Annotated in this window: 14 protein-coding genes; 2 read left to right on the top strand and 12 right to left on the bottom strand. The window is 52.3% G+C overall.

Translation table 11 applies throughout. The annotated features are described in order from the left end of the window. Positions 1-143 precede the first annotated feature (143 nt). From KNP86_RS03130 to KNP86_RS03115, 4 genes are all read right to left on the bottom strand, one after another. Complete coding sequence (locus tag KNP86_RS03130; RefSeq protein ID WP_034777369.1) at positions 144-608, bottom strand: GDYXXLXY domain-containing protein; 465 nt, start codon at positions 606-608, stop codon at positions 144-146. After that, entirely contained in the window at positions 605-1,795 is a 1,191-nt protein-coding gene (locus KNP86_RS03125) for a DUF2157 domain-containing protein (protein WP_214752790.1), read from the bottom strand. Before KNP86_RS03125 ends, KNP86_RS03130 begins: the two co-directional genes overlap by 4 nt. 17 nt (positions 1,796-1,812) lie before the next feature. Then, a complete protein-coding gene (locus tag KNP86_RS03120; protein WP_232939448.1) occupies positions 1,813-1,989 on the bottom strand; it encodes a DUF2187 family protein in 177 nt (58 codons plus the stop codon). A gap of 65 nt (positions 1,990-2,054) precedes the next feature. Further along, on the bottom strand, positions 2,055-2,681 hold the full coding sequence (locus KNP86_RS03115; protein WP_214752788.1) for an NUDIX hydrolase: 627 nt from the start codon (positions 2,679-2,681) through the stop codon (positions 2,055-2,057). 104 nt (positions 2,682-2,785) lie between these two features. Between KNP86_RS03115 and KNP86_RS03110 the strand changes: the two genes are divergently transcribed. Continuing rightward, entirely contained in the window at positions 2,786-4,324 is a 1,539-nt protein-coding gene (locus KNP86_RS03110) for an FAD-dependent monooxygenase (protein WP_353048147.1), read from the top strand. 33 nt (positions 4,325-4,357) lie between these two features. Here KNP86_RS03110 and KNP86_RS03105 read toward each other — a convergent pair whose 3' ends face one another. Next, positions 4,358-4,606 carry a hypothetical protein gene (locus tag KNP86_RS03105; protein ID WP_034779838.1) on the bottom strand — a complete coding sequence of 83 codons (249 nt, stop codon included), beginning with the start codon at positions 4,604-4,606 and terminating at the stop codon, positions 4,358-4,360. Between the two features lie 95 nt (positions 4,607-4,701). Here KNP86_RS03105 and KNP86_RS03100 point away from each other — a divergent pair, with 95 nt between their 5' ends. Continuing rightward, positions 4,702-4,995, top strand: a complete 294-nt coding sequence (locus KNP86_RS03100) for a hypothetical protein (RefSeq protein WP_235420186.1) — start codon at positions 4,702-4,704, stop codon at positions 4,993-4,995. Positions 4,996-5,023: 28 nt separating this feature from the next. Here the strand turns inward: KNP86_RS03100 and KNP86_RS03095 are convergent, their stop codons facing one another. The 7 genes from KNP86_RS03095 to KNP86_RS03065 all read right to left on the bottom strand — a co-directional run bounded on the left by KNP86_RS03095 (position 5,024) and on the right by KNP86_RS03065 (position 13,157). Beyond that, positions 5,024-5,599: an NERD domain-containing protein gene (locus KNP86_RS03095; protein ID WP_214752784.1), complete on the bottom strand. Its 576-nt coding sequence runs from the start codon at positions 5,597-5,599 to the stop codon at positions 5,024-5,026. Between the two features lie 18 nt (positions 5,600-5,617). Continuing rightward, complete coding sequence (gene gpsB, locus KNP86_RS03090; protein WP_034777365.1) at positions 5,618-5,914, bottom strand: cell division regulator GpsB; 297 nt, start codon at positions 5,912-5,914, stop codon at positions 5,618-5,620. A gap of 5 nt (positions 5,915-5,919) precedes the next feature. Further along, complete coding sequence (locus KNP86_RS03085) at positions 5,920-6,465, bottom strand: SLOG family protein (protein ID WP_034777364.1); 546 nt, start codon at positions 6,463-6,465, stop codon at positions 5,920-5,922. Beyond that, positions 6,462-7,619 carry a ribonuclease H-like domain-containing protein gene (locus tag KNP86_RS03080; protein ID WP_214752782.1) on the bottom strand — a complete coding sequence of 386 codons (1,158 nt, stop codon included), beginning with the start codon at positions 7,617-7,619 and terminating at the stop codon, positions 6,462-6,464. Before KNP86_RS03080 ends, KNP86_RS03085 begins: the two co-directional genes overlap by 4 nt. Beyond that, a complete protein-coding gene (locus tag KNP86_RS03075; protein ID WP_214752781.1) occupies positions 7,616-9,865 on the bottom strand; it encodes a DEAD/DEAH box helicase in 2,250 nt (749 codons plus the stop codon). Before KNP86_RS03075 ends, KNP86_RS03080 begins: the two co-directional genes overlap by 4 nt. Positions 9,866-9,879: 14 nt before the next feature. Beyond that, positions 9,880-10,440: a hypothetical protein gene (locus tag KNP86_RS03070; RefSeq protein ID WP_251128543.1), complete on the bottom strand. Its 561-nt coding sequence runs from the start codon at positions 10,438-10,440 to the stop codon at positions 9,880-9,882. An 89-nt stretch (positions 10,441-10,529) separates the two neighbouring features. Further along, positions 10,530-13,157, bottom strand: coding sequence for a transglycosylase domain-containing protein (locus KNP86_RS03065; protein WP_214752779.1), 2,628 nt, complete (start codon positions 13,155-13,157; stop codon positions 10,530-10,532). Positions 13,158-13,163 lie beyond the last annotated feature (6 nt).

Below are 13,163 nucleotides of genomic sequence, written 5' to 3'. Positions count from 1 at the left end.
ACGAAGTGAAATATTTCTGACACATCGAGAAAGAACTGGTTACAATCTGTAACATTTACAATAAACCTAGTGTTACCAACCGTTTTCGTAAAAAATTACAGATTCGTTACAACATAACATGTAACAAACCTGTAATCTGATTGTCATTCTGTTTCAGCTTCAATCGAGCGTAAATCATGGGGGCGAACCATGCCCCAAGGTGCCACGTCGACATCCACTTCGAACGTTTTCGCACCTTCGATCGCCGACGTTTCTTCTTCGGCGACCCGATACGAACTCATGTCATCGATATACACTTGCCGGTCATAGTAATTGGCACGAGTGCCACCGAAGAACGGCCGTGAACTGACCCGATCAATGGTCGCGTAACCGTCGTCCCCCGTTTTGAACGACACGTATACCGTCCCTGATTCGACATCTTGTCTGCCGTCGAACGAATCGTATTCCAAATAGACAAAGTCTCCAAAGAACGGATCGTACGGCTCATAGGAGGTCGCTTTGAACGTATACGTCTCTCCGAACCAGGAGACCGCATAGACGAGCAGAATAAAACCGACAGCGATCACTACTTGCAAAACCGGCACTAGCCAAGGCGTCAATCGTTTCATGTCTGAGCATCCCCTCTCGTACGGCTACGGCTGCGCCACCACAAAGCGAGCGACAATGCGAAGACGATCAATGCTCCGATGAGGAAGAACAGCGAAATGTCGAGTCGATCCCAAACGTAAATGAAGTAAATCGTCATTTGGACGAGCAAGAAATAAATGAAAGCAAGCACGATCGGTTTGCGATTGTGGTCTTGATAGACGAGATAGGCGAGTGCGACCACTTCAAGTAGCACCGCTAGCAAGATGCCGGAGTCTTCGAATAATGAGAACGGGATGACAGCGAGTAAACTGACCCACATCAAGTCCTGGCGTCGGTGAAGTAAATAGACGGCGACGAGGACGACCGAAAGGATCGTCGCCTCGATGACCGAGGGCGTTCGTTGCGACAACCAGCCTTCCGTCGCATTGATTAAATAACCGATCGATAGGACGGCCGCGACGAAGAGGTACAAATAATTCCACTGGGCCCGCTCACGATAGATAAGGAATAGGACATGTAAGGCAGCAAGGGCCCATAGCGGCCAAAAGCGTCCTTCGTAGCCGGCATATTGACCGATTGTGATGAGGAGGCCATAAAAGCCGAACCAGGCGAAGATACGATCGAGCTCGTTGTCTCCGTAATGGAACCAGACCCAGGTCACGAGGAACCCGAACGCGATCAACGTGATGCCGATGCCTTGAAAACTGTTCGTGACCGCCAAAAAGGCAGCGAGCGCGGCCAGGAACGTGTAGATGGGATGCTTATAGATCAATTTATGCAGGACAGCGACGGCAAGGAAGAGCCAAAATAAGAGCGGGATTTGCGAGGACAGATTATAAGTGGAGAAGATGACGATCATCGTGGCGACGAAGAAAGCGACGCCTAAAAGCCGGAACAGCGTGACATAGCGTGACGCCTTCACTTGCAGGCGTTCGGCGGTCACATACATCCCGACCATAAACCCGAGGAAAATAGCGACTTTCACAAGGTCAGGAATCGCTTGCCAATTGGCCGCGACAAAGCTGAATAGACTGAGTGCGAGCAAAATAGAACCGATGATCACAAGAATAGGCGGTTTGTGCTCACGTTTGTCACCGACCGCCAATTTCTTATGTTCATATTCGACCAAGCGCTGACCGGTCACTTCATCAAGTAAACCGGCCTCTTCCCATTCACGAACTTTTTTGTCAATGGACACCTGAATCATCCCTTTCGATTAAAAGGTCAGCTGGCGCGTTCGATCAATTCCAAATCTTTTTTCAGTAAAACTTGCTTCTCAAATTCGAGACCAAGCTGTTGAAATTCTTCCATGATGGAAACGTCCCCGATGACCGTATTGGTCAATACGGCAGTCACTTCTGCGACCCAACCTTCACGAGTTGACTTGACGATATCACCCACAACGAATTCTACAGACACACCCATTCACTTCCAATCTTAAATTTGTTTCTATCATTATAACGAAATTATATCGGTTTGAATACGTTTTCTTTAAGCCGTTTAATAAATTGTGTCAAAATTTTTCCAGTCAATCCCCAAATAATGTAGTCTTCATGTTCATAAAAAGGTTCTTTCATTTTAATTACCCGTTTTTCGTACGCTTTAGCATTCGCCATCCGTTCAAATGGGATATTTTGATCCGGGTTCATCGTCCATTCCATCTCCCCATGGAACGGGTCTAGCAAAAGCAACGTCTCGACCGGGATTGAAAATAAATGGTCGACCTCATCCGTATGGTGCACGTCCGGTAGCAGTGGAATTACCCCGACGAACGGATAGATCAGTTGCCGGTGCGGCGTCGCGAGTGGCTGCAGGCGACCGATGACCTCGATATCGGATAAGGCGAGTAATAACTCCTCACTCGTCTCTCGAACAGCGGCCTCGACCGGTGTCTCACCGGGATCGAGACGGCCGCCCGGAAATGAGATTTCTCCGGGTTGACGCCGCATTGTATGGGCGCGTACTTCAAAGACGACGTGCCACGTCCCGTCGACCTCGGTCAACGGGATCAAAACGGCTGCCGTCTGTTCATAGTTTTCTTCCATCGAGAAACTGTCACGTAGTTGTTGTTCCGTGATCCACGATTTGTCCATTCTCTCCACCTCGTTCTCTTTGTTTCTACACTTCCACCGTTGTCTCCTCGTTTAAACGCATCAAATGTCGGAAATATCATTATTAACGATAGGAGTTGGTGGATGTGGTGGATAAAAAAGTTGATGTATTGATCGTCGGAGCGGGCCCGACCGGACTCACGCTCGGATTGACGTTAGCCAGATATGGGATCTCATTTGAAATAATTGATCGTAAGACGACCCCGTCGAACAATTCCCGGGCCATCGGGATTCAACCGCGAACGATCGAAGTGTTCTCTCGTCTCGATGTCGCCAAGGAAGTACTCGGCCGGGCACGGACCATCGAGAAAGGCAATCTATACTTCTCGGGTCAATGGACGGCCAAACTTGAATTTTCTCGCCTCGTCACGCCGTACCCGTTCGTGACGCTGCTACGCCAAAACGAGACCGAGGCGATTTTAGAGGATGCGTTAAACGGACACGGTCATTCCGTCCAGCGCGGTGAATCGCTCGTCTCGTTGACACATTACCCGTCTCGAGTGCTCGCCCACCTTGAGTCAGATGCATCAAACCGGACGATCGAAGCCAAATACGTCGTCGCGGCCGATGGGGCGAACAGTTCGATTCGCCGGATGCTCGCCCTTCCGTTTAGCGGAAAATCGTTCAAAGAGTCGTGGGTGCTCGCCGATATGAAAGCCAAATGGAACATCTCGCGCGAAGAAGTGCATATTTTCTTTTCCGACCGGGGCGTCTTAGAAGTTTTCCCGCTCACGGATGACACGATTCGCATCACAGGGAACCTCGCGAGCGACGAGTCGTTCAATGAGTCGGAACTGCGCAAGTTGATTGAACAGCGAAGCCATATGGATGTCGAGATCGACGAAGTTGAGTGGTTCTCGCTCTTCCGGGTCCACAACCGTATGGTCGACTCGTTCATCCACAATCGAGTCATTTTAATGGGAGACGCCGCCCATATCAACTCACCCGTAGGCGGACAAGGGATGAATACCGGCATCGCCGACTCGTTCAACCTCGGGTGGAAGTTGTGGCTTCATTTGAAGGCTGGTGCCCCGTTCCGCGTCGTCGCCTCGTATCGCGACGAACGTGAACACGTGGCTCGTAACGTACTTCAGACGACGAACGTGGCGACTGAGGTGTTACAGACGACGTTGCCTGTCCTCTTGCCGTTCCAAGCGCTCGGCGCCGACGTCTTTACGCGCGTCAACTTGGTCAACCAAAAAATAACGGAACGAATCGCCCAACTGCACTTGTCTTATCCCGGGCATTCCCGAATTCCGTTTTTGCGTGTCACCAAGGGCAAAATCTTCCCGGAGATCGAGATCATCCGGACCGATGACGGGTTGCGCACCAAAATCTCGGAGATTGCGGACGGCCGGTTCCAAGTGCTCATCCTCGACGATGATAAACGTGATGCGACCGCACTCTATGATTATTTGAACGATCATCAATCGTTCTTCCAAATCATCACGCTCTCGAAGACGAGTCGTCCCTTCTTCGACCAAGGCAACGAGCTCGCGAAATCATTGTTCATGAAGCGCGGCGTGCTCGTCATCCGACCAGACGGCTATTTGCTTCATAAACAGCGGCACCTGCGCCCTGAACCGTTGCAAGAGACGATGTCCACTTGGCTGCCGACACCATGACAAAAGCTCCACTCGAGATGAGTGGAGCTTTGTTTACGCTTGGTTATAATAAAGCGTCCCTGGCTTCGAGAGCGTCAAATCGTAGAACGCCTCAAACGCTTCGATGTCCTCTAACTTGCGGAAATCGACTTTGTCCGTCTCTTCATTCGGAATCGCGACGACGATTCCGTCTTCGGTTTGTTTGATCATCCCGGTCTGCCCGTTATGGATGCGGATGTAGAGCACGTGCTTGTCTTCTAGCAGCGTCACGGCTTCGCGACGCGATTGAATCGTTGTTTTCATCGTCATCCCTCACTTTCTTTTGAGTATACCGGTCTATCGTTGTTGCTTTCAAGCGGTTGCACCCTTAAAATTATGTAAAGAAGGGGTTGAACGCTTTGGATTTGGAAACGCTATTGATTATCGTCTTAGGCATCACATTCGTCGTGCTCGTCTCGATCCGCGCTGTCCGCAACTTACAGTGGGTCCGTTTCGGCGAGGCGTTTGGCAAGCAAGGCGAGGCGCTGCTCGACGACTATACGTATTTGACGGAACAAGGCATCACGTGTCGCGTCGAACACGGCTTGCCGACCGGGCGCCTGTTCCGCCCGCTCGCAAAAAACTTGGACGACCGGGTCGCTTTGTTCGTCCATCGTAAAGATGCAGAACAAGCCCGACAATTATTGAAATGAAAATGGCGCTGAAGCTTCAGCGCCATTTTCATTTATGTACTTGACGCTCCGAGCAATAGTAGGCGATGTGTTTGATTGTCGCCTCCGATAACAGCTCGAGCTTCGTTTTCGCGATGACGTCATCGATCACATCGAACGTATCAGCACAGTTGGCTTTGATGCGTTCGACCTTGAGACGGGATGTCTCAGGGAAAATTAAGAACGCCGTGACAGGGACTGCTTGTCCGCATTGCCTCTTCAGGACGCTCCTGACGTGCTTCGTCATCCGCTCAAACTCTTCCATCGGATGCGGATAGATGTTTTTCCAACCGAGCGACGTCTCGAGACGACAGTCACGGTTCGTCATATGGACGGCCGACGTCGTCCGATTGATGCGGACTAAAAAGACGCCTTTCGGGCCGACCAATACATAATCGAGCACATCCTCACCAAGCTCGACTTGTTCGATCATCATCCAATCAAACCGGCATGTGTGACGGATAATCTCGACGATCTCGTCCGTGTACGACTTCGGCGGTGCGATGACTTCTTCTTTCGTGCGGAACAAGCCTTTCGTCTGTCGTTTCTCAGGTTCTTTTTTGACGGCCGTCAATACTTGTAACATCTTCTCCACCTCCTCACTTTATTCGCTCGGGCCGACCTGTTTTCCGAAGACGGCCTTTTCTAAATTCGAGATGCGACGCAACATGTCATAGTTCGACGCGACAGGCTGGGCCGGTTTGACCGGTTCTGCTTGTTCGTTCGAACCGCGGCGGAGCGACTCGTTCTCTTGGCGCAACCGTTCGATTTCTTTCGTCATCTTCTCATAATCGCGGATGACGACGTCCAAAAACTGGTCGACTTCTTCTTGTGAGTACCCACGAAGGGCGGTCTTGAATTCTTGTTTATAAATGGCTTCGGCTGTTAATTCAGTTTGCATCATTTTCACTCCCAATGTTGTTCCCATTGTTTTTCTTCTTCGATCACGCGTAATTCTTCCTGTGTGATCAAGAATAACTCCATCTGGTGTTTTCGTTTAGCCCCTTCGACGAGAAAGCGTGGGCTTCCTCCCGTCTCTTCGTCATACAGTGTGATTAATCCTGCTGCTTTGTCTAAAAAGAAGGCGGTTTTTGCCCGCAACTGGCTCGGGTCCTCGTAAGGACGCTGGGTCAGCGCTTCAAAAAAGTCGGCCTCGAGCTGCAAACGAATGAACAATTCTTGCTCGTACGGCTTATACTTCTCTTCCATCTGTAAAAAAGGTGGAAATACGGCGATTTTGATTGGATAAGTTTCTCTTAACTCTAACAATACTTCTCCAGCCCATAATTCACAACCGTTCGTGCCACTAAAAATGAACCATTCGGCTCCGAGCTCGATGGCTTCGACAATTTTTCGCTCATACGCTTCCTTGATGATGCCGATACCGGGATGGTCGGCTTTGAAGATGCCGAGTTCATGCGGCCGGTATCCTGTGATGGCGACAACTTTCATGACTGCTTCCTTTCTAGCCGGTTCATCCGGTGCCGAAGCGCCCGCATCTCGGTCAAAGCGGTCTGTCGAAGCACCGTCTCTTTCCGTTCCGCCAAAGCGATGGCCTGTTCGGTATAGATGATGGCCCGATTGATGTCTTTTTCGCGATGTTCGGCGTATTTCGCCAATTCGACGAGCGCCTCGACCGTACCGACTTGTTCGAACAGCGGGATTGCCTGTTCTAATTGGCCTGTTCGCTTCAACAGGAGCGCTTGACGCATCAAAGCCCGCTTCGTTGGCTGTTCGAGCCGCTCGTACTCTTGAAGCGCCGCCTCGGCGTTGCCGAGGTCGTTCAACCAGTGCGCCCGTTCTTCACCAAATGGCGTCTCGTCGGCTTCGACGAGATGACAGAGCCGTTTGTAGAGCGAGACGAGGCTTAGACAGTCGGCATGATGGTGTTCGATGACCGGCTGTAAAATATCTGGTTCCCGGTCCTTCACATATTGGAAATAGTGCATCGGGGCCAAAAAGCCGGGCAAGTCGTCCGTCCGGGCGTGGCCGAAATGGGCCTCGACCGCTTTGAGCGATACCGATTCGAGCGTCGGTTTCAACAATCGCCGTGAGGCATGCAACAAATCAACATGGCCGACGGCCGGTAACGCTTTGACTTTCGAGCGGACGAACGTGTGCCGTGTCTTGATTTGGGGCCAGTCGAACGATTTTCCGTTATACGTCACGAAACGGACCTCGTCGCCGATGTCGTTCAAGAAGTGATAATAAAACGCCGTCTCGAACGCGGGATGAGGCAACACGTATTGGATCATCTCGAGATGGTCGTCTTGGAAACGTGCGAATCCGATCAAAAAGATTGAGGTCCCCGATCCGCGGAGCCCAGTCGTCTCGGTATCCATGAACAACACCTGCTCGGACGGGACATCGACTTGGAAAAAGGGATGGGTCGATGTCGCGAGCGAAGCTTTGGCGGAACCGAACGTAAAGTCGTGGTACGTCTCGTCGAGCGGATAAATCTGCTTCAAGCGGACACACCACTCTTGTTCGAACGTCAGGATTTCTCCACCCCGGGCCCGCCATTTTGCTTGTTCGACGTCGTCCGGCGTCACGGCCGTTTGTTTCAGTTCATTCGTTTTGATGAGTCGTGATAGTTTTGCTTTCATATCGATCCTTTCAATGCATGCAACTGCTGGACGACCTGCTGTTTGAAATCACCGTACCCAATCATGCCGACGCACCGCGGACAGCCGCTCTCACACGGACAGTCCTCGACCGTACGGATGGCTGCATCCAAGACCTCATCGGCGTCGCGATAGAGCGCCTCGCTCAGCCCGATGCCGCCTGGGTAGCGGTCGTATAAATAGACGGTCGGTTTGTTCGTATGGGTCGCTTTCATTTGAATCGTCGTGAACAAGTCGAGCGTGTCACACATCAAATAGAGCGGGGCGAGCCGCCGCAAGAGATCACTGACCGCTTCGAGCTGGTCTTCCATGTCGGCCTCCGAGTAGGTGAACCGTTCGTCGAGCGTGAACCACGTCGCCGTCGTGTGCAGTTCTCGTTCCGGCAAATGAATCGGCCCGGAACCGATATTCTCGTGCGTCCCGAACTTGATTTTCTTGAATAGTGTCGCCATCGCGATGACCGATACTTCTCCAAACGTCTTCACGCCGGTCGTCTTGTTCTCTTCCAACACTTTCAGTTCGACCGCCAAATTGGCGTCCGTATAGTAGTCGACGTCGACACGTCGGACGTAAGCTTTCTTCTCTTCAAAGTCGAGTCGTTCGACTTGATATTGCTCGGCCCCATGTAAATAGATGGCCTCGTCATGCAGTAACGTCATCGCGCTGAACGTATCCATCTCACCGATGACCTGGTTTTTCGCGGTCTGGTCGACGATGACGACATTCTCTTGGTCACTCGTCCGCAGCGAGATGTCATGAGCCGGGAATGCGTCCGTCATCCAATAATATTTATTGGCCCGTTCATGCAAGATGTGGGCGTCCGTCAAGAAATCGAGAATTTCTTCCGTCTCGACCGTGCCGAATCGTTCCCCTTTTGAGAAAGGCAGTTCGAAGGCGGCACATTTCATATGGTCAACGAGAATGATTAAATTGTTCGGGTCGAGACGAGCCGCTTCCGGAGACCGGTCTAAAATCAAATCGGGCTGTTCGACGACGAGTTGATCGAGCGAAGACGACGAGGCGACAAAAATGACGAGCGCCTCGGAATGACGGCGTCCGGCCCGGCCCGCTTGTTGCCACATCGAGGCGACCGTGCCCGGATAGCCGTTCAAGACACACGCCTGCAACTGGCCGATATCGACGCCGAGTTCAAGCGCATTCGTCGAGACGACAGCTTTAATCTCACCGTTACGGAGCCGACGCTCGATTTCACGACGCTCCGACGGTAAGTAGCCGCCCCGATAGCCAACGATCGATTTTGGTCCGAGCTCGCGCCGTGTCAGTTCTTGTAAATACGTCAACAATACCTCGACCCGTACGCGTGAGCGGGCGAAGACGATCGTCTGAATGTCAGCCTCGACGAGCTTTGAGGCGATCCGCTTCGTCTCGAGCGTCGCGCTCCGACGAATCCCGAGCGCCTCATTGACGACAGGCGGATTGTAGAAAATTAAATGTTTCTTCCCTTGGGGCGCCCCGTTGTTGTCGACAAGCACGACGTCCTCTTCGGTCAACAGTTCAGCCAGCTCGACCGGGTTGGCGATCGTCGCTGACGTCATGATCCATTTCGGATGGCTCCCATAATAGGCACAGATCCGTTTCAAACGACGAAACACGTTGGCGACGTGGCTACCGAATACCCCTCGGTACGTGTGCAACTCGTCGACGACGATATATTCCAAGTTCTCGAACAAGCGAATCCATTTCGTATGATGCGGCAAGATTCCAGAGTGAAGCATATCGGGATTCGTGATGACGATATTGCCGGCGTCCCGTACTTTCGTACGAGCCGCTGGCGCCGTGTCCCCATCGTAAGTGAAACAGCGGAGGTCACCTTCGAGCGCCTCGACCATCTCCATCAAATCACTGTTTTGGTCTTGGGCGAGCGCTTTCGTCGGGTACAGGTAGAGCGCCCGGGCATTCGGTTGTTCAATCATTTTCGATAAAACCGGCAGATTGTAACAGAGCGTCTTCCCGGAAGCGGTCGGGGTGACGATGACCGTCGAGTTGCCTCGAGACGTCTGCTCGATTGCTTCGGCCTGATGGGTGTACAGTTGTTCGATTCCGCGGCCATGGAGCACCCGGACGAGATCTGGCGGGACGCTCGCTGGAATCGGCGCATACCGGGCCGGCTTCGCCTCGACCGTGTGCCAATGCGTCACGTTGCCCGAGAAACCCGGGTCGGTCTTGAGCGTCTGAATCATTTCTTCCACGGAACGTTTTTTCCGCATAGAGTTCACCTTCTTTACGATTTCGAAGGTGCAAGACGTTCCACGACAGCCTTGACTTGGCTGATCCGTTCGTCGCGTACGAGCCGGTGGACGGCCGGCAAACGGAGCACGTCCATCGCTTTGAACGAATCGGCGACATGCTCATTCTCTTCTTCGAGACGCGTGATCGCATCGTCAAACAACCGTTGCGTCGACCGTCCGAACAAGACGATGGTATGTAGCTTCGTGCACTTCGAGTGGACCGCTTGTAAATGCTTCGTGTAACGCTGCACCGCTTTATGATAATCTTCATGCGTCGCGAGCGCTTGGCGCTTGCCCCGCAGAAGTTCAGGGTAGTATGACTCGTCGCCGAGAAACATCGTCTCAACGCCGATCCGTTTCAAATAGGGATGGCCACTGGCCTCGGCCACGGCTTGATCATCAATCAAGCGTCCGAACGGAATCGATTCCTCGAGGAGCAATCGGCCCATCTTCAAGCCATTGACGCCATGTAACGGGATGCCTAAATCATCCTCTTGCAGTCGGTCGATCACAAACAATACTTTCATCTTACGTTTCAATGAGAGTTGTACCATGTGTCACCATCCTATTCGCTTTCTTTTCATTATAGCAAACGAAACAGAAAAACAGGGCGCTGATGTCGCCCTGTTTCCTGTGAGTCAGATTAGTCACGACCCCCGTTGCCATTCCCGTTGCCGTTGTTACGGTCATCCGAGTCTGACGTCGATTGACGGCTGACGTCCCCCTCCGAATCCGACTCCCCGTCTGTCTCATCGGTTGTCGGTTCTTCTTCGGTCGGTTCTTCCGTGTTCTCGTCTTCGGTGTTGTTGTCGTTTCCGTTATTCTCATTGTTTTCGTTATTGCCATTGTTCTCGTTGCTCTCACCATCGGTTTGCTCGCCTTCTTCTTCAGGAGGCGTCTCTTCCGTGGCTGGCTCTTCTTCCTCTTCGGCAGCAGGCTCCTCGCTCCGTTCGACCGTGTAGGAAGTTTGGAGCGGGCTCGACTGTTGATCGCCGACGAGCGCGTTCGTCGCGTTGGCGACAATCGTGAACGTCGTCTCCCCTTCACCGAGGCCAGAAATGGCGATGCTCGTGTCTTCGGTCGTGCCGACGACACGCTCGCTACCGTCCGGACGTGTCTCCGTCACGGTGAACGAAAGTCCTTGGTAACCAGCTGCTTCGACTGCTTGCTTGTCGTATGACCACGAGAGCGTACCTGTCTCGCCTGGCACATCGTAGTCAATCGATGCGCCGGTCGGCGCGGCGAGTTTGTCCGGCTGCAAGTCTTTCGGTTTCGTTCCTTTGACGTACAACTCGTTCCCGAGCGAGAGCACCGATTCCGGTTGCTGGAAGCGATCCGGTTGACCCGTCGCTTTCGTCACTTCTTGCATCATATACTCGAAGTAATATTGGGCGTAGTTCGGTTTAAACAACGATACGGGTATGTCATTTGATACACGGGCCGTCCATACCGAAATTGAGTAATCGGTCGTATAGCCGGTAAACCATTTATCATTCTCCTCGCCCTTTTCATCGTTCGTCGTCCCGGTCTTCCCGGCGACGTCGTACGGGAACGCGCCTGGTTCATACGTCCCGTTCGAACCGCTGACGACGTCACGAAGCATGTCCGTCAACATGTAAGCCGTATAGTCTTCCATCGCCTGCTTCGCTTTGATCGGTGAGTTGATCGTCGAGCCGTCATTGAATTCAATTTTTTGAATCAAGTGCGGCTTCGTATACATACCGTTCGTGCCGAGCGCCGCGTAAGCAGCCGCCATTTGTGTCGTGCTCGCTTCTGCTACACCAAGACTGTTTGCCGGCAGAATCTCGTCACCCGCACGCGCCGGCTCGATGCCGACGTTCTCGACGAACGACTCAATCGCCTCCGAACCGAACTCTTCCTGTACTTCATAGAAGGCACGGACGGCTGGTGTGTTCCCGGAAACCGTCAAATAGTAACGCATCGTGTTGGCACCGCGGAACCCTGGATAGTAGTTCCCTGGTTTAAAGGTTTCACTTTCGTCAAACTCTTTATCGATCAAAATTTTCCCAGTCGACCACTGTGCGTTCTCAATCCCTGGGCCGTAATCGAAGAACGGCTTCGCCGTCGAACCGATTTGGCGTTTTTCGCGCGAATAGTCGCGATAGTTCTTATCGCCTTGTTTCGCTTGTTCACTGTCGATAACGGCGACGATTTCACCCGTCTTCGTGTTCAACACGGTCGCTCCCATGCGAAGATCTTCTGGGAACTCACTTGTTGGAAGGTTGACGTTATCGTTCTTAATGTCGTTATTGAACTTCGTATGCAAATCTTTATTGATTGACGTATACACTTTCAAGCCCGTCCCGTAAATGTCGGCCTGCTCGAGACCGTAGTCTTCCTCGAGCTCGGCTTGGACGCGAGCGTAAATAGAGCGCGTGTACGTCTCTTCTTCTGTTTCTTCACCTGGTGAGATGACGTCCGCGATCTCGACGTCGAGCGCCTGGTTGTATTCTTCTTCCGTGATATGACCGTCACGCTTCATCGCTGAGAGCACTTGCTCTTGACGATAACGCGTCAGTTCCTGGTCCCCGTTGATCGGGTCATAGGCACTCGGACGTTGCGGGAGACCCGCCAAAATGGCCGCCTCTTGGTAATTCACTTCTGAGACCGGCTTATTGAAGTAGCGTTTCGATGCCGTTTGGACACCATATCCGCCTGTACCGTAATAGTTCTTATTCAAGTACATCTCGAGAATCTGCTCTTTCGTGTACTCGCGCTCAAGTTTGATGGCGAGCCACTGTTCTTGCAGCTTCCGCTTCAATTTCTTGTCGGTCGACAAGAACGATTGTTTGACGAGCTGTTGCGTGATCGTCGAACCACCTTCGGCCCCAAAGCCGTCCGTCAAGTTCGCGACCACGGCGCCGCCGATACGGCGCAAGTCGATTCCGTTATGTTCATAGAAGCGACGGTCCTCGATTGAGATGACCGCTTGTTGCATCACTTCTGAAATTTCATCGATGGAGACGTACTCCCGAATTTGTCCGCTTCCTTCGAGCGGTTCGCCTTCAGCTGATAATAGTTGGATCGGATACGTATCGACCAACTTCTCTTCATCGAGCGGCGGTGCCGTCGCGATCGCATACGCCGTGTATGCGGCGCCGGCGATGACGCCGATAATGAATAAAATCCCTAAAATCGTTAAAATGCGTCGAAACTTTGACTTCTTCGTTTTTTGTTTCGGCTTCTTGGCCGCTGGTTTACGTTTATTGCTCGTCGTATCTTGTCGACGTGCCATCCGACTTCGTTCCATTCACGC

This window comes from Exiguobacterium sp. s16 (assembly GCF_018618115.1).
In the GTDB taxonomy this organism is placed as follows: Bacteria; Bacillota; Bacilli; order Exiguobacteriales; family Exiguobacteriaceae; genus Exiguobacterium; species Exiguobacterium mexicanum_A.
Note: the sequence above shows the minus strand (reverse complement) of the source record. Positions and strands in the feature narration are given on the sequence as shown.